This is a genomic window from Rhizobium sp. T1470, assembly GCF_042140505.1.
Lineage (GTDB): Bacteria > Pseudomonadota > Alphaproteobacteria > Rhizobiales > Rhizobiaceae > Rhizobium > Rhizobium favelukesii.
Genome location: NZ_CP148092.1, coordinates 384,655 through 408,693, shown reverse-complemented (window position 1 = coordinate 408,693; position 24,039 = coordinate 384,655). Strand labels below are relative to the sequence as shown.

19 protein-coding genes and 3 pseudogenes are annotated in these 24,039 nt (G+C 61.8%); 13 read left to right on the top strand and 9 right to left on the bottom strand.

The window, feature by feature from the left end; translation table 11 throughout:
- Positions 1–2: 2 nt before the first annotated feature.
- From WGT02_RS23010 to WGT02_RS22995, 4 genes and pseudogenes are all read right to left on the bottom strand, one after another.
- Positions 3–1,352 (bottom strand): 8-oxoguanine deaminase, encoded by a 1,350-nt coding sequence (locus WGT02_RS23010; RefSeq protein ID WP_024318463.1) that lies wholly within the window; start codon positions 1,350–1,352, stop codon positions 3–5.
- 36 nt (positions 1,353–1,388) lie between these two features.
- Complete coding sequence (locus WGT02_RS23005; RefSeq protein WP_208246929.1) at positions 1,389–2,585, bottom strand: amidohydrolase family protein; 1,197 nt, start codon at positions 2,583–2,585, stop codon at positions 1,389–1,391.
- An 18-nt stretch (positions 2,586–2,603) separates the two neighbouring features.
- Complete coding sequence (locus WGT02_RS23000) at positions 2,604–3,641, bottom strand: questin oxidase family protein (protein ID WP_024318461.1); 1,038 nt, start codon at positions 3,639–3,641, stop codon at positions 2,604–2,606.
- A pseudogene (locus tag WGT02_RS22995) lies at positions 3,638–5,087 on the bottom strand (FAD-dependent oxidoreductase). Before WGT02_RS22995 ends, WGT02_RS23000 begins: the two are co-directional and overlap by 4 nt.
- A 218-nt stretch (positions 5,088–5,305) precedes the next feature.
- On the opposite strand from WGT02_RS22995, the gene WGT02_RS22990 reads away from it, so the two are divergent.
- The 3 genes from WGT02_RS22990 (at position 5,306) to WGT02_RS22980 (ending at position 8,501) form a co-directional block, all read left to right on the top strand.
- Positions 5,306–6,592, top strand: a complete 1,287-nt coding sequence (locus WGT02_RS22990) for a sugar ABC transporter substrate-binding protein (protein ID WP_024318459.1) — start codon at positions 5,306–5,308, stop codon at positions 6,590–6,592.
- 152 nt (positions 6,593–6,744) lie between these two features.
- Positions 6,745–7,686 (top strand): carbohydrate ABC transporter permease, encoded by a 942-nt coding sequence (locus WGT02_RS22985; RefSeq protein WP_225039988.1) that lies wholly within the window; start codon positions 6,745–6,747, stop codon positions 7,684–7,686.
- The gene (locus tag WGT02_RS22980) at positions 7,683–8,501 is read left to right on the top strand and encodes a carbohydrate ABC transporter permease (protein ID WP_024318457.1); all 819 of its coding nucleotides are present in this window, start codon (positions 7,683–7,685) and stop codon (positions 8,499–8,501) included. Before WGT02_RS22985 ends, WGT02_RS22980 begins: the two co-directional genes overlap by 4 nt.
- Before the next feature lie 13 nt (positions 8,502–8,514).
- Here WGT02_RS22980 and WGT02_RS22975 read toward each other — a convergent pair whose 3' ends face one another.
- The gene (locus WGT02_RS22975; RefSeq protein WP_024318456.1) at positions 8,515–9,663 is read right to left on the bottom strand and encodes an ABC transporter ATP-binding protein; all 1,149 of its coding nucleotides are present in this window, start codon (positions 9,661–9,663) and stop codon (positions 8,515–8,517) included.
- Between the two features lie 46 nt (positions 9,664–9,709).
- A complete protein-coding gene (locus tag WGT02_RS22970; RefSeq protein WP_024318455.1) occupies positions 9,710–10,495 on the bottom strand; it encodes an SDR family NAD(P)-dependent oxidoreductase in 786 nt (261 codons plus the stop codon).
- 163 nt (positions 10,496–10,658) lie between these two features.
- Between WGT02_RS22970 and WGT02_RS22965 the strand changes: the two genes are divergently transcribed.
- The 7 genes and pseudogenes from WGT02_RS22965 (at position 10,659) to WGT02_RS22935 (ending at position 18,711) form a co-directional block, all read left to right on the top strand.
- Positions 10,659–11,510 (top strand): DeoR/GlpR family DNA-binding transcription regulator, encoded by an 852-nt coding sequence (locus WGT02_RS22965; protein ID WP_024318454.1) that lies wholly within the window; start codon positions 10,659–10,661, stop codon positions 11,508–11,510.
- 68 nt (positions 11,511–11,578) lie between these two features.
- On the top strand, positions 11,579–12,379 hold the full coding sequence (locus tag WGT02_RS22960) for a BtpA/SgcQ family protein (protein WP_024318453.1): 801 nt from the start codon (positions 11,579–11,581) through the stop codon (positions 12,377–12,379).
- Positions 12,380–12,394: 15 nt separating this feature from the next.
- Positions 12,395–13,876: an FGGY-family carbohydrate kinase gene (locus tag WGT02_RS22955; protein WP_024318452.1), complete on the top strand. Its 1,482-nt coding sequence runs from the start codon at positions 12,395–12,397 to the stop codon at positions 13,874–13,876.
- A gap of 72 nt (positions 13,877–13,948) precedes the next feature.
- Entirely contained in the window at positions 13,949–15,508 is a 1,560-nt protein-coding gene (locus WGT02_RS22950; protein WP_024318451.1) for a gamma-glutamyltransferase family protein, read from the top strand.
- Positions 15,509–15,850: 342 nt separating this feature from the next.
- Positions 15,851–16,354, top strand: coding sequence for an AAA family ATPase (locus tag WGT02_RS22945; RefSeq protein WP_208246928.1), 504 nt, complete (start codon positions 15,851–15,853; stop codon positions 16,352–16,354).
- 283 nt (positions 16,355–16,637) lie between these two features.
- Entirely contained in the window at positions 16,638–17,543 is a 906-nt protein-coding gene (locus WGT02_RS22940; RefSeq protein WP_040680778.1) for a tyrosine-type recombinase/integrase, read from the top strand.
- A 3-nt stretch (positions 17,544–17,546) separates the two neighbouring features.
- Positions 17,547–18,711, top strand: a pseudogene (locus WGT02_RS22935) (IS91 family transposase).
- 446 nt (positions 18,712–19,157) lie between these two features.
- Here the strand turns inward: WGT02_RS22935 and WGT02_RS22930 are convergent.
- The 3 genes from WGT02_RS22930 to WGT02_RS22920 form a co-directional block, all read right to left on the bottom strand.
- Positions 19,158–19,667 carry a nucleoside kinase gene (locus WGT02_RS22930; RefSeq protein WP_040680883.1) on the bottom strand — a complete coding sequence of 170 codons (510 nt, stop codon included), beginning with the start codon at positions 19,665–19,667 and terminating at the stop codon, positions 19,158–19,160.
- 209 nt (positions 19,668–19,876) lie between these two features.
- The gene (locus WGT02_RS22925; protein ID WP_024319143.1) at positions 19,877–20,380 is read right to left on the bottom strand and encodes an SRPBCC family protein; all 504 of its coding nucleotides are present in this window, start codon (positions 20,378–20,380) and stop codon (positions 19,877–19,879) included.
- Entirely contained in the window at positions 20,364–20,720 is a 357-nt protein-coding gene (locus WGT02_RS22920) for a helix-turn-helix transcriptional regulator (RefSeq protein ID WP_024319144.1), read from the bottom strand. The genes WGT02_RS22925 and WGT02_RS22920 overlap by 17 nt, the downstream gene beginning before the upstream one ends.
- A 258-nt stretch (positions 20,721–20,978) precedes the next feature.
- Between WGT02_RS22920 and WGT02_RS22915 the strand changes: the two are divergent.
- From WGT02_RS22915 to WGT02_RS22905, 3 genes and pseudogenes are all read left to right on the top strand, one after another.
- A pseudogene (locus WGT02_RS22915) lies at positions 20,979–21,328 on the top strand (hypothetical protein).
- Between the two features lie 444 nt (positions 21,329–21,772).
- Complete coding sequence (locus WGT02_RS22910) at positions 21,773–22,753, top strand: AraC family transcriptional regulator (RefSeq protein ID WP_024319145.1); 981 nt, start codon at positions 21,773–21,775, stop codon at positions 22,751–22,753.
- 59 nt (positions 22,754–22,812) lie between these two features.
- On the top strand, positions 22,813–24,021 hold the full coding sequence (locus WGT02_RS22905) for an MFS transporter (RefSeq protein WP_024319146.1): 1,209 nt from the start codon (positions 22,813–22,815) through the stop codon (positions 24,019–24,021).
- Positions 24,022–24,039 lie beyond the last annotated feature (18 nt).

The window sequence follows — 24,039 nt, the reverse complement described above, 5'->3', positions numbered from 1 at the left end:
CCTCAGACCGACAGAAGGAAATTGCGGGCGACGCGGTTGTGATCGGCGATCAGCGCCTCGATATCGACGTTCGCGGGTATACGGTCGGTAACGCGCCATTCGCCTGCGATCATGACGCGGTCGGCCGTGGTGGCGCCGCAGAGCACGAGGGCTGCCAGCGGATCGCCGGCACCGGAGAAACGCAATTCGTCGAGCTTGTAGAAGGCCAGATCCGCCTGGCGGCCGGGCGCGATGATCCCGATGTCGTCGCGGCCGAGCAGCCTTGCCGAGCCAGCGGTGCCCCAGCGCAGCGCGTCGAGATGGGTGACCGCTTCGGCGCCGTAGATCAGCCGGTTGAGCATTAAGGCATGGCGCACACTTTCCATCAGGTTGGAATTGTCGTTGGAAGCTGAGCCGTCGACGCCAAGGCCGACAGGCACCCCGGCGGCTTCCAGCTCGCAGGTGCGGCACATGCCCGATGCGAGCACCATGTTCGAGGTCGGGCAATGGCAGACGCCAACGCCGTGCCGGCCGAGCTCGGCGATCTCGGCATCATCGAAATGAATGCCGTGGGCGAGCCAGGTGCGGGCGCTCAGCCAATTGCAGCGATCGAGATATTCCACCGGCGTGCAGGCGAATTTGCTGCGGCAGAATTCTGCTTCCGCCCTGGTCTCGACCAGATGGGTGTGGAGCCGGCAATCGTAGCGTTCCGCCAGCGCCGCCGTTTCGCGCATCAGTTCCAGCGTGACGTCGAAGGGCGCGCAGGGCGCAAGCGCCACCTGCGTCATCGCCCCTTCGGATCTGTCATGATAGCGCCGGAGCACACGCTCGCTGTCGGCAAGGATCACGTCGTCGTCCTGCACGACATTGGCCGGCGAAATCACGCCTTGCTGGTCCTTGATATTGAGACTGCCTCGCGTCAGCGTGATGCGCATGCCCAGGCGAGCCGCCTCCTCGGCTTCGACATCCATGGCGTCTTCGAGACCGGCAGCATAGAGATAGTGGTGGTCGGAGGTGGTGGTGCAGCCGGAGAGGAGGAGCTCGGTCAGCGCGAGACGGACGGCAAGACGGAAGGCTTCGGGCGTCATGTGCTTTGCCCAGATCGGATAGAGCGCGCGGATCCATGGCCAGAGCGATTTGTTGATCGCAGCCGGATGGGCGCGCGTCAGCGTCTGGAACATATGGTGATGGGTGTTGATGAGACCGGGGATGACGACATGCCGGCCGGCGTCGAAGTGTGCATCGACGGGGGTCGAAGGCTGCCGTCCAGCCGCGACCAGCTCGACGATGCGGCCATTCTCGATGACGATGCCGCCCTCGGCGCCCTCAGCCATGATGGCGAGCGGCGATTGGATCCAAAGTCGGCCCTTCATCTGCGGTGCTCCCAGCGCCATACATTGATGGAAAAATCAGACGACGAGCCGGCCCCCGCGGGCGATGATGGCGCCGCCGCGAAATACGATGCGATCGAGGGGACGGGAAGCGACGGCTTCTGCCAGCGACGCGGCGGGCAAAATAACAAAATCAGCAGGTGACCCGGCCTTGAGCGGGCCGACGGAGCGGCCGAGGATTTCGGCCGGCGCTTGAGTCGCCAGGCGGAAGGCCGCCGCCAGATCCTCATCCGAACGGAAATCCTGGCGATCGCAGAGGATGCCGACACGCTCCAGCATGTCGCCATTGCCGAAAGGCGACCAGGCGTCGCGGATATTGTCGTTGGCGCAGAAGAGCCGGACACCGGCGGCGGCAAGCCGCTTGACCGGTGGCATCGGCACGGCTCCTGGCGCGCTGGTCATGATCGCCACGCCCGATCTGGCGAGTGCGGCGGCAGTGCGGCCGAATTCGGCATCGTCCAACTCGCCGAGGCAGAAAGCGTGGCTGACGACCACCTTGCCTTCGAGGCCGAGTGCTGCCGTGCGATCGGCGATCTGGCGAAGTTCGAAGGCGCCGAGTGCACCGCCATCATGCAGATGGATATCGAGCCCGACACCGTATTTGCCGGCGACGGAAAAGATCGCATTGAGATGGCCGGTCACATCGTTGTCGATCCCGGCGGGATCGAGGCCGCCGACGAGATCGGCGCCAGCGGCGATGGCCGTATCGAGCAGCCCGGCCGTGCCGGGATCGCGCAGCACGCCGGATTGCGGGAAGGCAACGGTCTGGATATCGACGAGATGACCATGGCTCTGCTTCAGCGAAAGCACGGCCTCGAGGCCTTTCAGGCCGACTTCGGTATCGATGTCGACATGGCTGCGCACGAAAAGTGTGCCGTAGGCTGCAAGCTTCTCCAGCAGGGCGCCGCCGCGGGCTTCGACCGGCAGCGCCACCGTGCGCCGCAGGGATTTTTCCGCCTCGATGCGCTTGGCGACCGTATCGCCCGGAATATGCGGGATGAATGGCACGCCAATCAGCGTCTTGTCGAGATGAATATGGCCGTCGACGAAGGGAAGGCAGAGAAGGCCGCCGGCACCATCGAAACGCGGCACTACGGGGTCGATGCCGGCGGCCGCATTCGGGCCGATCGCGGCGATCCGGTCATTGTTCAGAATAAGCGAGACGATCTCGCCGGCTTCTGTCCTGGCGTTTTCGACTACGAGGCTCGGCGTCATTAATTCTTCCATCATCCGCTATGCAATCAGCCCGACCCGGCGCGCCGCGACGACGCGATAGAGCGGATCCTTCCACACCTCTTCCTCCTGCAAGGCAGAAAAGACCAGGCTGACATCGTGTTCGTCGTCCGAGGATACCGCGGCGCGTTTGATCTCCGCCCAGGCGGGCGCCTGTCGTCTGCGCATTTCTTCCAGCGCCTCGGCGGTGGGGAGGGCTGGAAAACCGATCTTCGGCACCAGCGAGGCGATCACCTGCCAGAAGGCGCGGTAGAAAGGCTCGGCATTTTCGAGGTGCGGAGAGACGAGGCGCAGCCAGTGCATACCGGTGACGGAATGGAGTGCGGAGAAATCCATGGTTCCGGCAAAGAGGGCAAGCGAGGTCGCGGCCATACGGCGCGGTGTATCGGCATTGAAGGCAAGGCGGTCGATAACGGGGCGGAAGCCCGGAAGTGCGGCGACGGCGCGGATATTATGCCAGAGCAGATCGGTTTCTGGCTCATAATCGCGGATGCCTTCAATATTGCCGACATCGGCAAGCACCCTCCCCGGATCATCCGTATCGGGCGCGGCACCGGTCGCGGATGGCAGCGGCAGATAGCAGGCCGCCCAATAGCCGAGCGCAGTGCCAACCTCCTGGTCGTCCTTCTTGAGCACACCATAGGCAAGGCGCATCAGCGGATGCGTGGCGCTGCCGGCAAGGCCGTTCACCATGGCGGGCAAATAGGTACGGATGACGGCATCGATGCCGAGCCGGCGGGTTTCGGCGATGAAGAAGGCACGGTAATCCGCCTCACGCGTGCGATCGCCGAGCGCCTCGGCCCATTGCGCCCTGACAACCGGGGCAATCGGCGGCGGCACGGGCGGGAGTGCATGGCTCTCGTGATATTGCTCGTACCATTGTTCCAGCCGTTCCGGCGAGGCGCCGAGGCGATCGAGCGCGATCAGCACCATCGGAACATGGTTGGCCAGCAGATAGGGAAATTCGACGCTATCCTCGCGTGCCCGCAAAAAGACGGTCTCCAATCCCGAAAATTGAACGGCGGCAGCCTGTCTCATGCCAAAACCTCCCTTGATGTCGTGACGTCTTCGTCTATGCCGGGATCGAAATGCGGTTCGTCATAGGCGGCCAATGCTGCAAGATACCGGTTGGAGTCCTCGATGAACAGCGCTTTCACCAAGGCGCTGACGATGCGTGGCACACCGTATTTGAGACCGGTGACGCCATTGCTGACCGGGCCGAGGCTCGCCAGCGCGCCGGTATTGAACATATGGATGCGCGAGACCCAGCCGGCTTCGGCATATCTAGGCGTGAGTTCAAAACCAGGGCCGAGATAGGGATGGTCGGCAAGCAGGGCGTTCTCCTCTCCCTGTGGCGGTTGGAAACAATCCTTCCAGAACGCTGCGGCCCCGACGAGGCCGGCAAGCTCGGGCCGGAGCGCGAAATTAATCTCGTAACCGGTGCCGAGCAGGAGATGATCGGCATGACAAGTGCCGTTTGCGGTCGTCAGCTTGACTTTGCCGCCGTCCATCGAGAGTTCACGGACACCACAACCGAGCTGCATGGTGAAACCAGGGTGGCTACGGGCCCGGTCATATTGCTCCTGGGTCGGTGGCACCTTGAAATTGAAGTAGAGATGGGCGAACCGCCAGCGCTCCAGATCCGGCAAGTCGGCGAAATGGCCGAGGAAGCCGGGAAAGTTTGTCCAGGCGAGAACCTCGGTGCGCGGCAGATCGGCGCTTCGCGCAAACATCGTCACCTCTCGGGCGCCGGTTTCCAGCGCCGCCACCGCCCAGTCGAAGCTCGACGTGCCGCCGCCAAGGATCGCGACATCCCTGCCCTTGAGGAAATCAATCGCTATCGACTCGTTGCTATGTGTCCAGGCGGATTTCGGCAGCGCCTTGACCATCGCAGGTATGCGCGGGCCGCCGCAGCCGTCGATGCCGGTCGCCATCACCAGCTGGCGGCAGGTGACCGTGCGGCTGGTGCCGTCACCCTTTGACAGCGTGAGAGCGAGTCCGCCCTCCCCCTGATCGATCGAGGAAAGCGTCGTGTCGTTTTCGACGTCGATGCCGACGGTCCTTTGAAACCAGATGAGATAGGCCATCCAGTCCTGGCGGCCGATCTTGTCGAGCGCTTCCCAGGCGTCGGCGCCATTCAGCGCCTCGTACCAGGAACGCAGCGTCAGGCTCGGGATGCCGAGATCCGGGCCTGAGAGATATTTGGGCGAACGCAGGGTCTGCATGCGGGCGCAGGTGATCCAGGGGCCTTCGCGGCCCTCCTCGCTCTGATCGATCACATGAACGGACCTGATACCGCGCCGCTTCAGGGCGAAGGCGATACAGGCCGGAGAGGCCAGCGCCGCAGATCACAACGGAATGCAGGTCGTCGCGGTCTTCATCGCCCAGCGTCGACCAGCCGGCGCAGAGCGCCTCAATGCGCGCCATTTCATCATGGGCGCGGCGTTCCAGCTCTCTCAGGCGCTCATCCGGCGTGGTCTTCATGAATGTGCAGCTCGCCGCGTTGGACAGGACAGTATAGACGCGCAGGGAATGATCAACTCCCTGCTATTTTTTATGCAACGCGCACAAAATATGGACATATCTGCGCGAATATGTTCTAATTTGTGATTTTTAATGTTTGCGCTTTTTTGTCAAGTGCGCTTGAGTGCGATTTTGTTTGATGTATAGTGCCTCAAGCCAATCAAAAAAGGGGAGCAAACATGAAATCGCTCAACAGTCTCACACGGAAATTGGCGATGGCGGGCCTCGTCTCGGTCGCATTTGTGGGCTCCGCCATCGGCGCCGACAAGAAATATGAGGGCATCACGCTCACGCTTGCCTCGCAGAACGACCAGTTCGCCGCTGTTCTGGCTGCCATCGCCCCTAAGTTCACCGAGGAGACGGGCGCCAACGTCAAGGTCGACATTCTCGATTACGGCTCGCTGCTGACCAAGACCACGACCGATTTCGTCGGCGGCACCGGCGGCTACGACCTGGTGACGATGGATATCGTCTGGGCGGGCCAATATGCAGAAAACAAATACACCGTCGATCTCACCGAGTGGATGAAGCGCGACGCCGCCGAACTGAAGCTCGACGACATCTATCCGACGCTTCTCAACGCGCTTGGCCACTGGGGAGACAAGCAGGTCGCATTTCCCTTTGCCGGTTATGCCAACGTGCTTGCCTATCGCAAGGATCTCTTCGACGCCGCCGGCCTGAAGGCGCCGACGACGATGGAGGAAATGGTCGAGGCCGCCTACAAGCTGACCGACCCCAGCAAGAAGACCTATGGCTTCGTCGCCAACGGCCAGAAGGGCCCAGCGGTCGCCCAGGATTGGATGCAGTACAATACCGAGATGGGCGGTTCGATCCTCGGCTCCGACGGCAAGCCGGCGCTGAATTCCGAAGCCAATATCAAGAGCCTGATCGTCTATAAGGACCTCTTCATGAAAGCGGCACCTCCCGGCGCCGTTAATTATGACTGGGGCGGACGCGAGGAAAGCTTCCGCCAGGGCATTGCCGCGACCATGCAGACATGGTCGGTCGGCGCGCCCGGCTATTATGATCCGTCGATTTCCAAGATCGTCGACAAGGTGGCGATCACGACGGCGCCCCGCGGCGCCGGTCTGCCGAAGGTCTATGGGATCGGCGGCTGGGGCATGGCGATCAACGCCGGCATCAAGGACACGCAGAAGGAAGCCGCCTGGGCCTTCATCAAGTGGCTGGTCAGTCCGCCGGTGCACAAGGAATTCAACATGATGGGCGCCGGCAGCTTCCTGCGCAAGAGCGAGATGACCGACCCCGATCTGCTGAAGAAGTTCCCCTTCCTGCCTGTCATCGCCGAAACCTTCGAGCATGGTGACGGCGAATATCGTCCGCGCATCCCGCAATATCCAGAGATTCAGGACCTGCTCGGCACCGCCGTCAACGACGTGCTCGTCGGCAATGCCGATCCTAAGAAGGCGCTCGACGCCGCTCAGGAAGCCGCTGCAAAGCTCTTCTAAGAACAAAACGGTTTCCTCCCCAGGGCCGCGGCCTATGTCGCGGCCCTGCCATTTCGAGACCATTGATCCGATGCGCCTCGGGCTTCATGATCGGGTGAGCCCGGGCTCGATCCCCGGGACGCGCATCGAACCAGGAACCCGATGGACATGACGTGACCCTATCCCTCACTTCCGCGCTGAAGCCCTCCCCGGCCTTGAGCGTTCCCTATCTGGAGCGCAGGCGGCTGTTCTTCATCCTGATGACACTGCCGGCCGTCATCTACGTGCTCGTCATCGGCGTCTGGCCGCTGGCGCAGGGCATCTGGTTCAGCCTCTACGAATATAATTTGCTCAAGCCAGCGCGGACGCATTTCGTCGGCCTCGGCAACTATGTCGACCTTCTCTCCGACCCGGTGACACGCGGGGCCTTCGTCAATACCGTCATCTTCACGGTCGGCGCTGTGACTGTCGAACTGCTGCTCGGCTTTGCCATTGCGCTGGCGCTCTGGCGCGACGACCGCTTCAACCGGATCTGCCTGGCGCTGATCCTGATACCGGTGACGATCACGCCGCTGGTGGTCGGACTGATCTTCCGGGCGCTGCTGCTCGCCGACTACGGACTCGTCGGCTATTATCTCGCCGAGTTCGGGCTTTCCGATCCGCGTGGGCTTTTCGCCAATCCGAGTTCGGCGCTGGCGACCCTTATCTTCGTGGACATATGGGAATGGACGCCGCTGGTGGCGCTGATCCTGCTTGCTGGCCTGAAAGCGCTGCCGGGCGATATTCTCGAGGCATCGGAAGTGGATGGGGCAACGGCGCTGCAGCGGCTGAGAATCATCGTCATTCCGCTGATGTTGCCTTCGATCCTGCTGGCGCTGACGCTGCGCACCATCGATGCCTTCCGCATCTTCGACAGCGTTTACGTGACGACGGGCGGCGGGCCGGGCAACGCGACCAACACGCTGATGCTGCATGCGGTGAAGCAGGGGCTGGAATTCTTCAATATCGGCCGCGCCTCGGCGATCTCCAACCTGACACTGGTCTGCATCGCCGTAATCGCGGCAGGCTTCATCCTGTTGATCCGCAAGGCGGACAGAAAGGCGAACGGGCGATGAGCACACGCACCCTCAGCCGCATCGGCGAGCGCGCCTTCATCCTTGTCATGCTCGCCTTTTTCCTGCTGCCCTTCCTGTGGCTGGCATCGACCGCCTACAAGCCGTCGCGCGACATCTTCTCGATCCCGCCAAAACTGACTTTTACACCGACCCTCGAGCAGTTCGCGACGGTCTTCCGCCTGTTCGACGTCTGGAGCCTCGTATCGTCAAGCCTGCTGATCGCCGGCGGTTCGGTGATCCTGTCGCTGCTTCTCGGCGTGCCGGCAGGCTATGCGCTGGCACGCTCGACCAGCCGCTATGCCATTGCAGTTGCCTATTTCTTCATGGCGATCCGCATGGTGCCGGCGGTGGCGGCGCTGATCCCCTTCTATCTGATGATGCGCGATGTCGGGCTGCTCGGCAACTGGGTCGCCGTCGTCCTCATCAACGCGATGCTGAATTCGGCCTTCGTCACCTGGATGATGTTTTCCTATTTCCGCAGCCTGCCGAAGGAGCTGGAAGAGGCGGCGCTAACGGATGGATGTACGCTGTTCGGCTCCTTCTGGCGCGTGGCGCTGCCGGCGGTGCGCTCAGGCGTCGTCGCCTCCACACTGTTCTGCCTGATGTTTTCCTGGAACGACTTCCTCTACCCGATGTTTCTCACCCGGCTCGATTCCAAGCCGATCTCGGTGGCGCTGCTTTCAGCCTATGGAACGAAGGACATCACCTGGGGCACACTCGGCGCGCTGGCGCATTTTTCGACGATCCCGATCGTACTGATCGTGCTCTTCCTCAACCGTTATTTCGTGCAGGGCCTGACAAAAGGCATTCACTAAAGAGACGATGCGCTCAAGCGCTGATCGCCGCTTCGGTCGCGGCATCGAAGACGTGAATGCGGGCGGGGTCGGCGGCAAGCGACAGGCGCTCGCCGATCTTGACGCGGCGGGTGCCGTCAATGATGAGGCGCAGGCGCGGGGCGGACAGCGCTACGTCGTCCTCTTCGGCCGAAAGCGACTTCAGCCGGTCGGCGGCCTCGACATCGACATGAACGAGCAAGTTGGCGCCGAGATCCTCGACGAAGGCAACGGTTCCAGTGAGACCGCCTGCGTCGACCGGCTGGAATGCTTCCGGTCGGATGCCGAGCACAACGGCGCAACCGACGGCGGAGGCGATGCGCGGCCGCTCGGCGAGCACCTCGCCCGAGAAAAGGATGGAGGCCTGGCCGAAGCGGGCCTCGGGGCCGTTCTCCGTCGCGAAGAGATCGGCCGCCAGCAGGTTCATCGCCGGCGAGCCCATGAAGCTCGCGACGAACAGATTGGCCGGCTGATCGTAGAGGCTGCGCGGCGTGCCGAGCTGCTGCAGGACGCCGCTTTTCATGACGGCGACGCGATCGCCCATGGTCATGGCTTCGACCTGATCGTGGGTGACATAGACCGTGGTAATGCCCGACATCTTCTGCATGCGGGCGATTTCAGCGCGCATCTGGCCGCGCAGGCGAGCATCGAGGTTGGAAAGCGGCTCGTCCATCAGGAAGGCCTGAGGGCTGCGGGCGAGCGCCCGGCCCATGGCGACGCGCTGGCGCTGGCCGCCGGAGAGTTGGGCGGGCTTGCGGGCGAGATAGTCCTCGAGCTCCAGGAGCTTTGCCGTCTCCTGCACCTTGCGGGCGATGTCGGCCTTGTCGAGGCCGCGGACGCGAAGGCCGAAGCCGATATTCTCTGCCACCGTCAGATGCGGGTAAAGCGCGTAGGACTGGAAGACCATGGCAATATCGCGATCGCGCGGGGCAAGGTCGTTGACGATGGCACCGTTGATCGTCAGGCGGCCATCGGTGATCTCCTCCAGGCCGGCGATCATACGCAACGCCGTCGACTTGCCGCAGCCGGAGGGGCCGACGAGGACCAGGAATTCGCTGTCGCGGATGGTCATGTTCAGGTTGCGGATCGCCGCATAGCCATCGCCATAGCTCTTGCTGATCTGGTCGAAGACGATTTCAGCCATGCTCTTTCCTTGCTGAACGGGAGGCCTGTTGCAGATCCTTGACGGATCAGGTCGTGTAAACGCCGCCGGTGACGTTGACGCCCTGCCCGGTCATGAAGCGGGCCGAATTCGAGCAGAGGAAAACGACGACATCGGCCACATCTTCAGGCGTTTCCAGCCGGCCGAGCGGCGTCTGGGAGATATAATCCGCAACGACGCGTTCGGGCGTGACACCACGCAGGCTCGCTTCCCAGGCGATCTCGCGTTCCTGCATGCCGGTCTTGACGAAACCGGGGCAGACGGCGTTGACGCGGATGCCCGAAGGCGCGAGCTCGCGGGCGAGCGCCTGCGTCCAGCCGAGCACGGCAAACTTGCTGGCGGAATAATGGGCCAGCAGCGGCGCGCCGATCTTTGCGGCGAGCGAGGCGGTGTTGACGATGACGCCGGTGCCGGTGCTCGTAAAGCGCCGGGCGGCAATCTGGTTGGTCAGAAAGATGCCGCGAATGTTGACGTCGAAATTATAGTCCCACTCCTCGTCGGTCAGTTCCAGCGCATGCTGCATCGTGGAGACACCAGCATTGGCGCAGAGGATCTCGTAACCGCCTGTCCTTTCGACCACCTCGGAAAAGGTCGCCTCGACGGAGGCGCGCTTGCGAACGTCGATCGCATAGGCAGTGGCGCCGTTGCCGATCTCGGCCGCCGTCTGTTCGGCGGCCGCCAGGTTGATGTCGCAGATCGCCACCTGGATCGACTGGCGGGAGAGCGCGGTCGCGATCGCGCGCCCTATCCCAGTCGCCCCGCCGGTTACGATCGCACGCTTGCCGGATAGTTCTGGAAAGCTCGGAGACTGCATGTTCGCCCTCATCGACTGGAAACATCACCGATCATATAACAACAAAATCATACACAACAAGAAAACTTTATGTTTGAATTTGTTCGAGTCATTCGATACATAGGAAGCAACAATCAGACAATCGTAGCCACGAGTTACGACGGCGGGAGGATGAGAACGGTTCATGGACGCGGAACAGCAGATGGTCGCCGCAGCGGAAAAACCGAAGGTTCTGGCCCAGGTGCGGCATGCGCGCATCCTGGAGACGCTGGCGCGCAAGGGCGCGGTCTCCGTCAGCGATGTCGCCTCCCAGCTTGCCGTGTCCGAAATGACCGTCCGCCGCGACCTGATCGAACTCGAAAAGGACGGCAGGCTGGTGCGCACCCATGGCGGCGCGGTGCGCAGCGGCAAGGCCTTCGAGCCGATCGCCAACGAGGCTGTCGACCGCGAGGAGCCGACTTTCGAATCCCGGCTGACGCGCAATGCCGCCTCGAAGCGGACCATCGCGATGGCGGCGGCAGGCGTTGCCGCCGGAGCGCGCACCCTGGCACTCGACGTCGGCACCACGACCTATCTGCTTTCCGGCCTGCTGCTCAACCAGCCGCACACGAAGATCTTCACCAACAGCGTGCGCAACGCCATGCAACTCGGCGCCGGCTTTGGCGAGGTCTACCTGCCGGGCGGGCGCATGCGTGGCGAGGAAATGGCGATCAGCAGCCAATCGGCCGTCACGCAATTCGAGGAGCTTTGGTTCGACATCGCCTTCCTCGGCGTGTCCGGGATTACGGAGCAGGGAATTTACGACTATTCCTTCGAGGACACCGACATGAAGCGGGTCTATCTGCGCCGCGCCACGCAGAAGGTGGTGCTTTGCGATTCCACCAAGTTCAAGCGCATGTCGCTGGTGCATATCGCGCCGCTGCAACAATTCGACATGCTGATAACCGATGCCATGCCGCCGGCCGATCTTGCCGATGCCCTCACCGCCGCTGGCGTCGAGGTGCGCATCGCGCCCGAGGAGCAGCCACTGCTTTGATTTGCTTTTCCACGCATCCGTCCCCCAGCGGATGCCCGTCCACTCGATTCCGCTTCAGGAGTTCTCGCATGGTCTTCGATTTTTTCGGCGTCAAGAAGAAGGCGGTCATCGCCATGGCGCATATCGGAGCCCTGCCCGGCTCGCCCGCCTATGACGCCGCCGGCGGTGTGAACAAGCTCGTCGACGACGTGCTTTCCGATGTCGAGAAGCTGCAGGCGGGCGGTGTCGACGCCATCATGTTCGGCAACGAGAATGACCGGCCCTACGTCTTCCAGGCGCCGCCGGAAGGGCTGGCGGCAATGACCACGATCGTCGAGCGGGTGAAGCCGCATCTGACCGTGCCGTTCGGCGTCAACTATCTCTGGGATCCCTCGGCAAGCGTTGCGATCGGTGCGGTGACGGGTGCAAGCTTCGTTCGCGAGATCTTCACTGGCGTCTTCGCCTCCGACATGGGCATCTGGCAGCCCGATTGCGCCAAGGCGGCACGGTTGCGGCATAGCCTCGGCCGCGGCGAGATGAAGATGCTCTTCAACATCAACGCGGAATTTGCCCATTCGCTGGACCAGCGCCCGATTGAACTCAGGGCGAAGAGCGCCGTGTTCTCGTCGCTCGCCGATGCCATCCTGGTGTCGGGACCACTCACCGGACAGGCCGTCGATCAATCGGACCTCAGGCGCGTTTGCGAGACGGTCAAGGATGTCCCCGTCTTTGCCAATACCGGCGTCAACAAGGATAATGTGCGCGACATATTGAGCGTTGCCAGCGGCGTCATCATCGGCACGCATTTCAAGGTGGACGGCAATACGTGGAACCCGGTCGACGGCGACCGGGTAAAGCGCTTCATGGAGATCGTCGAGAGGCTGCGCTAAGTGAAGGGAGCCGCTATGTCCATCACGCTCGGCCTCGATATCGGCACCACCTCCACCATCGGCATCTTGATCGAACTGCCGAACCGCGTCCTCGGCCTCACCTCACGACCGTCGACGCTTCATTCCCCGCAGCATGGCTGGGCCGAGGAAGACCCGGCGGAATGGTGGTCGAATGTCTGCGAGATCACCAGAGAACTGATTGCAACGAGCGGGATCGAGGCCGGGGAAATCTCGGCCGTCGGCGTGACCGGCATGCTGCCGGCCGTCGTGCTGCTCGATGACGCCGGCTACGTGCTGAGGCCCAGCATCCAGCAGAGCGACGGGCGCTGCGGCGAAGAGGTCGAGGAACTTAAGGCCGAGTGGGATGAGGCGGATTTTCTGCGCAGAGCGGGAAACGGCATCAATCAGCAGTTGGTGACAGCGAAGCTTCGCTGGATCGCCCGGCATGAGCCCGCTGTTTTCGAGCGCATTGCCACAGTCATGGGGTCCTATGATTTCATCAACTGGAAACTGACCGGCGAAAAGGCGATCGAACAGAACTGGGCGCTGGAAGCGGGCTTCGTCGATATCAATACCGGCAAGCTCGACGACGAACTGATCGGGCTTGCCAGAGTTCGGCGAGGCGCCATTCCTGGGAAAGCGGTGTCACATGCGGTACTTGGCCATGTGACCGACGACGCCGCCAAGGCGACTGGGCTTGCACCCGGAACGCCCGTCATCGGCGGGGCAGCCGACATGATCGCCTCGGCCTTCGGCGCGGGTATCAACAAGGCGGGCGACGTGCTGCTGAAATTCGGGGGTGCCGTCGACATCCTGACGGCGACGGATGCCGTGCTGCCCGATCCTCGCATGTTTCTCGATTATCACCTGGTGCCCGGGCTTTACATGCCGAACGGCTGCATGTCGACCGGCGGCTCGGGGCTCAACTGGTTCATCAGCACCTTCGCCGGACGCGAAGAGGTCGCGGCAAAGGCAGAGGGAATATCCGCGCACCGCTTTCTCGACCGGCTGGCCGCGCAATGCACGCCCGGTGCGGACGGGCTGACGATCCTGCCTTACTTCCTCGGCGAGAAGACGCCGATCCACGATGCCGGCGCGCGCGGCCTGATTGACGGGCTGACGCTGTCGCATCATATCGGCCATCTCTGGCGGGCGATGCTGGAAGCCTATGCCTATGCGTTGCGCCATCATATCGACGTGCTGAACGACATCGGTCATCCGACGACGCGTTTCATCGTTTCAGACGGGGGTTCGCAGAGCCGGATCTGGATGCAGATCGTTTCCGACGTGCTGCAGCACCCGCTACAGGGTCTCACCGGCCATCCCGGCTCCTGTCTCGGTGTCGCCTGGGCGGCGGCAATCGGTGCCGGACTGACCGAGGATTGGTCCGGTGTGACCGCCTTTGTCGGCCAAGGTGAAAGGATCGAGCCCAACCCCGACAATGCGGCGGTTTATGATCGGGGCTATCGGACCTATCGTGCGCTGTATAGGCGATAGACCGAGTGGGATTTGATCGCGATGACACTGACGGATCGGGATTCTAAAAAGCAGGTGGCCGGACGCGGTGGTATGGTAACAAGCCCGCATGCGCTGGCGAGCGAGGCAGGCGCGGCGATCCTGCGGGCCGGGGGCAATGCGCTGGAGGCTGCGATCGCCATCGGCAGCACGATTGCCGTCGTCTATCCGCATTTCTGCGGACTTGGCGGCGACTCCGTCTGGATCGTTGCCGATCGTATCGGGCGGAAGACATGTTTTCTTGGCATCGGCCAGGCGGCGCAGAAATTGCCGGATTTCGACGGCAGCATTCCGCTGCGCGGGCCGCTTTCGGCGCTGACCTCGGCCTGCGCCGTCGATGCGTGGCGGCACGCGCATGAGTATTCCGCGCAGCACTGGGGTGGAAAGATCGGTTTTCCTGCCTTGCTTGCCGATGCGATCCGCCACGCTGAACAGGGCTTTCCGATCACGCGCTCGCAGAGCTTCTGGCTTGCCTTCCGGCAAGAGGAGGCGGCCGGCTGGCCGGGTTTTGCCGCGCTCTTCATGCCGGATGGCGCGGCGCTGGAAACAAAAAGTCTGTTTCGGCAGAGGAATCTGGCGCGGTCACTTTCGCTGATTGCCGGCGACGGGCCGCGCTCCTTCTACGACGGCGAGCTCGGGACGAGCATTGCGGCAGGGCTGCAGGCGGCGGGTTCTCCGCTGACTGCCGACGATCTCAAGGCGACCCGAACACGCGAAGTGGCGCCGATCAGCCTCTCCTATCGCGGTTTGGAACTGCTTGCGCCGCCCCCACCAACACAGGGTCTGTCGACACTGGGGATCATGGGCATTCTTGCTCATTTCGATCTCGCCGTCCATACGGCCGGCAGCGCTGACCATCTGCACCTCTGCGTGGAAGCCGTCAAACGCGCCTTCCTCGACCGCGGCGGTATTGCCGATCCCGATGTCGCGCCGCAGCCCGTGGAGGAATGGCTGAGCGCGCAGCATCTCGCGCAGGTGGCGGCCTCCATCGATCCCGTGCGGGCACTCGAATGGCCAGCACTCTTTCGCAGCGGCGACACCGTGTTCTTCGCCGCCACCGACGCAGAGGGCGGCAGCGTCAGCGTCTTGCAGAGCACCTATTTCGACTGGGGCAGCGGCGTGGTGGTCGGCGATACGGGTATTCTGTGGCAGAACCGCGGGGCTGCCTTTTCGTCGGATCCCAAGCATGTCAATGCCATCGCACCCGGCAAGCGGCCTTTCTATACTTTGAATCCCGGCCTCGGCCTGCGCAACGGCAAGCCTGCGCTGCTCTACGGCACGCAAGGCGCAGACGGCCAGCCGCAGACGCTGGCAATGCTGCTGACCCGGCTGATTGACTTCGACGAAGAACCAGCAGCAGCGCTGGCCGGTCCACGCTTTCTCCTCGGCAAGACCTTTTCCGACAGCCGTGACAGCCTCAAGCTAGAAAGCGATGCCGGCGAAGCAGTGCTTGCCGAACTGGCCGCACGAGGCCACGCACTGTCACCGATCGAGGCGCAGAGCCCGCTTGCAGGGCAGGCAGGTGTGATCGTTATCGACGAGGACGGCATGGCGACCGGCGCACATGATCCACGTGGCGACGGACTGGCGATCGGGATCTCTTCCGGAGCATGAGTTATGGGATTACGCAGCGAGACGCCTTCAAACGCACGGAAGCGGGAAAAAGCTAATAGTTGATCAGACGGACCGCTGAAGACCCTTCCGGAGCATCGTACTCCTCGCAGATCGGCGATGTTCTCCGCATTGGAGGTACCACAAAGCAGCCAATGGGTTAGACGACCTCATCTGTCAGCTCACCCATGCGTCCGTCTTGACCCCCGAGCAGAGCGGTCCTACAAGATAGACTATGGCAACACACCTCTGATTGGCCGCGCCTTGCGGCATTGAGCGAAGCGCAGTCCCGCACGACACCGCGGGGCCAGTTCCACTTGCCAAGCCAGAATCAGAGATTTTCCAATGCCCACGCTCTACCTCACTTGCGGTCTTCCCGGTTCGGGGAAGACGTCGCTCGCCGAGATAATCGAATACGAAGCATCTGCCCTCCGGCTGACCGGAGACGACTGGATGCACAAGCTTTACCCCGGCATCTCTACGCCAGAAGCCGAAACTGGTCCGTGCCGAGGTCGGGTCGAGACCCTACAATGGCAGATCGCTCTGCGTGCCCTCAGGCTTCAGTGTAACGTTGTCGTGGATTGGGGAGTGTGGTCACGGGCAGAACGCGAAACCTGCCGGGAGGAAGCTCGCGCAACTGGTGCCCGCGTCGTCCTCTGCGTCCTCGACGTTCCCTTTGACGAGCTTTGGGACCGGGTCTCCCGGCGAAACGCCGAGCTTCCAGTCGGCACGTTCGACATCTCGCGGGCGGACCTGCTTAGGTGGTCGAAGCTGTTCGAGCCGCCAACCGCCGAGGAGTTGGCCCTTTACGATCGACAAATCCATCCAGCCATCACCGCCCTTACATGAAACGCCACAGCGCCAGGGTATTCTCAATCTGCGGTAGTCCGGACCAGCTCGTTGATTTCGCGTAAGATGACAGCGCAATTATTTATAGCAGCTTTCTGGCCGTCGTGCTCATGCTGCGAAGGTCTGCTTTGGGGTCGCGAGGGGTCCGACTGCTTTGCGCCTCATGCACGAACCCGCTTCGCGGGAGGGCGTGCGCGGTGAGGTTGGTGTGATTATCTGAAGTTCTGGGCAGGCTGTTGGTGTTGCCTGACCATTGAGTTCCCTTCAACGAGAGGAACGTTCAATGGCCAGCTTCTCCAATGATGCCCCGACCACCCCGCTTCGCCAGCGCATGCAGGAAGACATGGTGATGCGAGGGTTGGGATCCCACACTCAGCAGGACTACATCCGTCATGTCCGGCGCTTCGCCACGTTTCTTGGGCGTACCCCTGACACCGCAATGGTCGAGGACATACGACATTTCCAGTTGTATCAGCATGAGAACGGTGTGGGTCCGGCCACGATCAACGGCACGGTTTCGGCGCTACGCTTTCTGTTTGCGGTGACGCTAAAGCGGCGGGATCTGGCGCGAGCGCTGGTGATAACCCGCAATCCACGCAAGCTACCCGATGTGCTGAGCATGGAGGAAGCTGCGCGGTTGCTCGAGGCGGCGCCAGGCATCAAATACAAAGCGGCGCTTGGCGTGGCCTATGGCGCGGGCTTGCGCGTCTCCGAGGTCGCGCATCTCAAGGTCGATGACATCGACTCGACGCGCATGCTGATCCGCGTTGAACAAGGCAAGGGACGCAAGGATCGCAATGCCCTGCTTTCTCCGCAACTCCTTGAACTGCTGCGACTGTGGTGGCGCGAAGGAAAGCGGCGCGGCGTGATGCTGCCTCATGGCTGGCTGTTTCCGGGGCGCAGTCGCACCGACCCGATCTCGTCGCGGCAACTGCATCGCGCGGTTCAGGAAGCTGCGGAGGTCGCCGGCATCCACAAGCGCGTCAGCCCGCATACCCTACGGCACAGCTTTGCCACCCACCTTCTGGAGGATGGCACCGATATCCGCGTCATCCAGGTTCTGCTCGGACATAGCAAGCTGGAGACGACCGCGCTCTATGCGAAGGTCTCCACCCGGACTATTCACGCGGTCGCAGGGCCCCTCGACCGGCTGATGGCGCTGATGGAAGGCAAAACGCCCGACGGCTGAGCCATGCGCACCTCGATTGAGGTCGCCGATATCTTCCGTGTTGCCGGGCCGACCTATCGGAAAGCCCATGGGGGACACCTCAGCTTGGCCCAGTTCAAAGTGATGTCGGCGGTCGAGCACTGCCGCACCGCTGCATTGGGCGGCCATGTCGAGGCCTGCGAGGATTGCGGAGAGTGGCGCATTGCCTACAATTCCTGCCGGAACCGGCATTGCCCGAAGTGCCAGGGCGCCGCCGCACGCACATGGCTCGCCGAGCGCGAGGCTGATCTCTTGCCGGTCGGATACTTCCATGTCGTCTTCACGCTGCCTGCCGAGATCGCCGCGATCGCCTTCTACAACAAGGCGCTCGTCTACGACCTTCTGTTCAAGGCCGCATCGGAAACGATGCTGACAATCGCCGCCGATCCGAAGCATCTCGGCGCGCGCATCGGCATGACCGCCGTGCTGCACACATGGGGATCGGCCATGACCCATCATCCCCATGTTCACATGATCGTGCCAAGCGGCGGCATCTCCCTTGATGGGTCACGCTGGATATCGTCACGTCCTGCATTCCTCTTGCCGGTGCGTGTGCTAGGCAAGCTCTTCCGGCGCTTGTTCCTCACGAGACTGCTCCAACTCCACGATGCCGGGCGGCTCGCCTTCTTCGGTTCGGCTGCGCATCTCACTGACCGTCGGGCATTCGTACGGTACCTGTCGCCGGTGCGAAAGAAGCGTTGGGTCGTTTATGCCAAGCCGCCCTTCGCGGGACCTGAGGCGGTTCTTGCCTATCTGTCACGATATACGCACCGGGTGGCCATCTCGAACAGTCGTCTGATCTCGTTCGACGAGACCGGTGTCACCTTCCGCTACAAGGACTACCGCCGCGACGGCCGCGACCGGCAGCAAATCATGACGCTCGCGACCGTCGAGTTCATTCGCCGCTTCCTGCTCCATGTCCTGCCGCGCGGGTTCCACCGCATCCGGCATTACGGTCTGCTCGCCGGCAGCTCCCGAAAGATCAGCATCGCTCGCGCCCGCTGACGACGCAACCGATGAGCCGAACGATATCCGCCCGCCATGCCCATGCTGCGGCGGACGTATGATCGTCGTCAAGGTGTTCGAACGCTGGCGGCAACCGCGCGGACCGCCAGATAAGGCAACAACGAACCGGGAGAGTGCGTCATGACCCGGCATGGCAGATCCATTCATATGGTCCACTCAAAACAGAGCCGGCCAACGGGAGGGCCTGCGCCAGTCCGAATGGCGCTGGCTTCCAACCGGCCAAACGCTCTCCCAATCACCACGAAACTCTCGGCCGTCACACCCGAAAACACCAATCTTCACCCGCTGGGACCGACAAGCGACGCTGCGAGCAGCGGCCCGCCGGAAGATCCGATACACAAAACCCCATAGCTCACGGAATGCCGACCGCGGGTTCCTGCATGAGAGGCTTTCGTACGCCTGACGGCACCCGAAACCCTTCACCATGTCGGTCGTTAAGACACCGGTTTGTCGTTCTGAGAGCTGCCGGTCGACTACGAAAGCGATAATGCCGCCTGTGAGCCGTTCAGACGGCTAGCGTTCCCACAATAATCGAGTGCTCCCCATCCCATTCTCAATACTTTCAGGGCGTCAGGTGAGTTGAGCGAGGATATCGTCGACGACACTTGGGACGGTACCCGCCGTGTCGATATTGATGCCGACGGGAAGATATTCCCGGGTATGATGGTAGCGGAGTACCAACGCCCGCTCGGCCGGCTCGAAGCCCGGCTCATTCGGCCGCCCATCTAATCGTCGGTTCAACGTCTCTACGTCGATGTCGAGTACGAAAACCTTGTCGAATAGGTCCAGGAATTTGTGGACATTGCGCGAGCCGCCACAGAAGAAGGTGGCAGGATATGTGGTGTCGGCAGCAATAGCGTGGACCTTGTCGACAGGCCAGATCCAGTGCGCGTATCCCCAAACGATGCGGTCCGCGCCTTCGGGCGGTCCTGCGAGTGCCTGGCCTGTCTCGGGGTCGCCGACGTAGGCCAAGACCCGGTCACCATGGACGACATGGTAGCCCCGCCGCTCCAGTTCGGTAGCGACCGATGTTTTTCCAGTGCCGGAACCGCCTTCGATCAGATAGTTTTTGATTCCCATAGGCGCCGTTTATCATGGCCTTCAATCTGGTGAGAAGACACTCTACCTGGGAACGCTCCGCCAACGAGCTGACCTGATCAAGGTATTTCGGCACTTTTCGAATTAGCGGCGAATGTCTGGCGGATACGCGCCCACGCTCCGGCCAGAAAGGCCGGTGGGGTCACTTCCCAAGAGCAGACGTTCCCCCGAGGCGAGTTTCCCGACCCGCGCTACTCGCCTATGCTGGAAAGCAATTCGTCGAGCTGATCCAACTGCTCCGGCAATGCGGCCGCCGAGCCCTGTAGTGCTTCCTCAAGCGCCTCCTTGGACGGATAGACTTCGTGGAAATTCACTAGTGTCCTCCCGCCTTGGTCCTCGAAGGTCACGGTCGTGATCGCGCCCTCTTCGCCCTCGTCGTTGGTCCAGACGATGCGCTCGTTCGGCACCACCTCGAGATACTTGCCATAGAAGGCCATGGTGTCCGAACCCGTGGCGGCAAATTCCAGCCGATATTTGCCGCCGGTACGGACGTCCATATCGCACGATACGAGCGAAACGCCGGACACCGATTTTGGCACCCACCAGCGCTGGAACAGCTCAGGCTGGCTCCACGCCCTGTAAACCGTGCTCAGCGGCGCATTGAATGTCCGCGTTACGACGAGTTCGCGATCCCCTCTGCGCTCGACTGACGTGCGGTTCTGCGCACCACCTGCACTGTTAACTTGCTGAGTCATGGCTTCCCGCCTGTTTCATTTCGCTGATGATTTCGTCCAATGCTTCGAAGCGAGCCTCGAAGAGCTTGCGATGCGCCTCGATCCACTCGGCCTCCGCCTTGAGGCCGCGTTTCCCAAGCTTGCATGTTCTCACCCGTCCGACCTTCTGCGTGACGACGAGCCCCGCACGCTCGAGAACCTGGACGTGCTTCTTCATGCCGGTCAGCGTCATCTGGAACTCATCCGCGAGACTGGTGATCGACGCATCCCCTCGCCCAAGCTGATCGATGATCCCGCGGCGGGTCGCATCGGACAGCGCCGCAAACGAGAGATCGAGGGGAGGACTTAAATACTGAACCATCTAGTTCAGCATGTAACCCGCTCGCGCAGAAAGCGCAAGCGTCCCGAACTTTCCTGCCGTAGACTGGTCATTCGAGGTCATGCACCGCGGCGGGCAGCAAAATCGTCTGCTGCGGGTCAAGCGGACCTTCGAGCCGCTAATGAACGAATGTCAGCTTTCAGCGCCTGCTCCCCGAAAGCAGTCCGCCGGCTACGGCCCCGTCGCTCCTTGCGTTCGCACGTTTTTCCGACGGCCAATGGTGGCCGAAGGAGAACTCAAATGGGTACCGCGCAATACGATCCTGCTGCACTCGGTCGACCGGCATGGAACGTCGGCCGGAAGGTCGGCGTAAAGAAGCCCCTGAAGCGGCGCCAGATTTGGGCAATTCGTTTCTTCCTCGCTAGGGAGGGGCGCATGCGAGACCGGGCGCTGTTCGATCTCGCAATCGACAGTAAGCTACAAGGCTGCGATCCGGTTAAGATCAAGATCGGAACCCTCGTCACCGAAGCGACGGGCAATCTTCGTGCAATCCAGATCCTGCTTGGACATACCAAGATCGAGAAACGGTTAGGTACCTGGGCGTGGACATCGAGGATGCGCTGGAACTGGCGGAGCATACAGAGATTTGACAATGTGCGGCCCCGCTGCGTGCGGGGCCAAGCTGCTTGGGGAAAGCATTCTGGATTCTCGCAGTCCTATCGAGCGGCTATGCGCCCTCACTGCGGTCATTCGCGGTACAGATCGACGTTCCCGGAACCGGCCCTTCTTTTGGCGCAGGGAACAGATGAAAGGGCTCGTCGAGGATAAGCGTTATGGTCGGCTATCCAGAAATGACGAGAGGATTGCCATGTGCGTTTCTCCTTCGAGAACTGCTATTTTCACATGGGGATACAGGACTGACGGGCGGGAAAAGAACTGGTCCCTACTTCCGAGGACCACCAATACATCCGGTCCCTCAGCTTCAGGCGTTGCGGAGAGGGTCAGTTGCTCCCATTCCCATTGATGACCTCAGAGCCGGCCATGACACAGATGCCTTACTTGCAGTCCGGACGGTCGGCATATAAATTATCCCAATGCTTGATCGTTCATCCCAGTCTCCGACGCAAATTCCTACGGACGCACTAAGCGAAGTTCTACAGGACTTTCGCCTGAGTGGAGTCAACTACGGCCGCTGCGAGCTACGTCATCCATGGAGCATCGCCTTTCCGCAGCAACAGCTGCTTCGCTTTCATTTCGTCAGTGAGGGGCCATGCTGGATCCATACCGAAGCCCAAGGATGGCAGGAGTTGCAAGACGGCGATCTGGTGTTGTTGCCACAAGGTGTCGAACACCGACTGGCCAGTAAGCCTGATGTTGTCGGGGACTCGCTTAAGAGCTGCCAGGTCACCAAGTTGGGGGGCAATGTCTGCGAAGTGGTGCAGGAAGGAACAGGAGCGACGAGCACCTTGTTCTGCGGTTCCATGGCTTTGGGTGCGAATGCCCTCAACCCGTTGATCGCTCTGATGCCACCGATCATCAAGGGTTGTGATGTTGCTGGCAATGATCCGATCGTCGGCCCCCTCCTCGCCGCCATGACGGCAGAGGCGTCGCAGCCCCAGATAGGCAGCGCCACGGTCTTGTCACGCATGGCGGACGTACTCGTCGCGCGGCTTATTCGCTGCTGGGTCAATTGCAGCGGAGCCTCGACCAGCGGCTGGCTCGCCGCGATCCGTGATCCTCATATCGGTCGTGCGCTGGCAGCCATGCACCGAGATCCCGGCCATGACTGGACGCTTGAGACTCTTGCTGGCGTGGCAGGTCAATCGCGCTCGATCTTCGCGGAACGCTTCAGCGCCATCTTAGGGGAAGGCGCGGCACGGTATCTCGCCCGTCTGCGCATGCAGCTTGCACGAGAGTTGCTCGGTCAAAACATGTCGGTTGCCGAGGTCGCTTCTCAACTGGGCTATGAATCTGAAGCTTCTTTCGCTCGCGCCTTCAAGCGCATCACCAGCGTTTCACCTGGCGTTGTGCGCCGCACCATTTCCGGACGAACGGACATAGAATTCGGACTTTAGGACACATATCATCCTGTTAGACTCCGCTATTAAGACCTCCAAACCTTGGAGGTACTTCAATGACGGACACAACATCACAGCTTGACGGCCCCGCGATTGGCCTCGATTCTACCGTCCCGAGTACATGGAGCCCCACGACCTGGTTTGCCGTTATTTCAATGGCAGCCACAAGCTTTGCGCTGGTGTCGGCTGAATTCCTGCCGGCAGGTCTGTTGACGCCAATGGCGCGTGACCTTGGCGTCAGCGAGGGAACCGCCGGTCAGGTTGTCACCGCCACCGCGTCTGTTGGCGCGGTGACGGCCTTGTTGAGCAATGTTCTCATCGGCAAACTGAACCGGAAGACTGTCCTGGTTGGCCTAAGTGCCTTGGCTATCGGCTCCAATCTCGTGGCCGCGCTCGCGACGGATTTTTGGCTATTGTTGTTGGGCCGAGCCGGGCTGGGCATCGCGCTCAGTGGTTTCTGGGCGCTTTCAGTTGCCGTCGTGGCGAGATTGGTTGGCACCAATGCGACAGGTCGGGGTATGGCTATAGTCACCCTCGGCGTCTCTCTTGCCACCATAGCTGCACCATCTATGGGTGCTTTGATTAGCGATTGGCTCGGCTGGCGTGCCGCCACGGCCATGACTGCAGGGCTCGCAGCGATTGCGATGCTGCTGCAGATACTCAGCTTGCCGACGCTACCCGCAAGCACAAGCAATAGTCTTTCCGACGTCTTCCGGCTGACGAAACGGCGCACTGTTCAACTTGGAATGCTTGCCATCCTCTTGCTGATGACGGGACATTTTGCCGGCTCGGTCTACGTGCGACCCTTCCTCGAACAAGTGACGCTCCTTGGCACCGGGCCGATTGCCTTGGCGCTCCTCGGGTTTGGCATCGCCGCTGTGATCGGCAATGTCGCCGGCGGCCGACTGGCAGACGCAAATATCCGCATGGCGCTCGCTGTCACCGGCGTATTGATGGCGTTTTCGGCGCTTGCTCTCGTACTCTGGGGTGCACATAGCGGCATCGCGTTTGCCCTGGTTACACTTTGGGGTTTCGCTTTTGGGATGGCTCCGGTGGTACTGCCTACCAACTTGTCCCGGGGCGCAGCGGACGCCTTGGAGGCTGCTGGCAGCCTGATGGTCGTTTCGTTCCAGGTCGCCATCAGCATCGGTGCGCTATTCGGCGGCTATGTGGTCGATCACTATGGTGCCTCAGCGCCATTGACATTTACAGCCGTCTTAGCGGCATCGACTATCGTTCTGGCGTTGCTTCAGCCCCGCAGCTGACTCTTGGAGCTCCGGCCA

Excerpts from the sequence above, each read along its gene's own strand:
- WGT02_RS22975 (WP_024318456.1), bottom strand. The coding sequence starts at position 9,663 with ATGGCTGAAATCGTCTTCGACCAGATCAGCAAGAGCTATGGCGATGGC.
- WGT02_RS23005 (WP_208246929.1), bottom strand. The coding sequence starts at position 2,585 with ATGACGCCGAGCCTCGTAGTCGAAAACGCCAGGACAGAAGCCGGCGAG.
- WGT02_RS22955 (WP_024318452.1), top strand. The coding sequence starts at position 12,395 with ATGTCCATCACGCTCGGCCTCGATATCGGCACCACCTCCACCATCGGC.
- WGT02_RS22910 (WP_024319145.1), top strand. The coding sequence starts at position 21,773 with ATGCTTGATCGTTCATCCCAGTCTCCGACGCAAATTCCTACGGACGCA.
- WGT02_RS22960 (WP_024318453.1), top strand. The coding sequence starts at position 11,579 with ATGGTCTTCGATTTTTTCGGCGTCAAGAAGAAGGCGGTCATCGCCATG.
- WGT02_RS22980 (WP_024318457.1), top strand. The coding sequence starts at position 7,683 with ATGAGCACACGCACCCTCAGCCGCATCGGCGAGCGCGCCTTCATCCTT.
- WGT02_RS23010 (WP_024318463.1), bottom strand. The coding sequence starts at position 1,352 with ATGAAGGGCCGACTTTGGATCCAATCGCCGCTCGCCATCATGGCTGAG.
- WGT02_RS22950 (WP_024318451.1), top strand. The coding sequence starts at position 13,949 with ATGGTAACAAGCCCGCATGCGCTGGCGAGCGAGGCAGGCGCGGCGATC.
- WGT02_RS22930 (WP_040680883.1), bottom strand. The coding sequence starts at position 19,667 with ATGGGAATCAAAAACTATCTGATCGAAGGCGGTTCCGGCACTGGAAAA.
- WGT02_RS22990 (WP_024318459.1), top strand. The coding sequence starts at position 5,306 with ATGAAATCGCTCAACAGTCTCACACGGAAATTGGCGATGGCGGGCCTC.
- WGT02_RS22940 (WP_040680778.1), top strand. The coding sequence starts at position 16,638 with ATGGCCAGCTTCTCCAATGATGCCCCGACCACCCCGCTTCGCCAGCGC.
- WGT02_RS22920 (WP_024319144.1), bottom strand. The coding sequence starts at position 20,720 with ATGGTTCAGTATTTAAGTCCTCCCCTCGATCTCTCGTTTGCGGCGCTG.
- WGT02_RS22945 (WP_208246928.1), top strand. The coding sequence starts at position 15,851 with ATGCCCACGCTCTACCTCACTTGCGGTCTTCCCGGTTCGGGGAAGACG.
- WGT02_RS23000 (WP_024318461.1), bottom strand. The coding sequence starts at position 3,641 with ATGAGACAGGCTGCCGCCGTTCAATTTTCGGGATTGGAGACCGTCTTT.
- WGT02_RS22905 (WP_024319146.1), top strand. The coding sequence starts at position 22,813 with ATGACGGACACAACATCACAGCTTGACGGCCCCGCGATTGGCCTCGAT.
- WGT02_RS22925 (WP_024319143.1), bottom strand. The coding sequence starts at position 20,380 with ATGACTCAGCAAGTTAACAGTGCAGGTGGTGCGCAGAACCGCACGTCA.
- WGT02_RS22965 (WP_024318454.1), top strand. The coding sequence starts at position 10,659 with ATGGACGCGGAACAGCAGATGGTCGCCGCAGCGGAAAAACCGAAGGTT.
- WGT02_RS22970 (WP_024318455.1), bottom strand. The coding sequence starts at position 10,495 with ATGCAGTCTCCGAGCTTTCCAGAACTATCCGGCAAGCGTGCGATCGTA.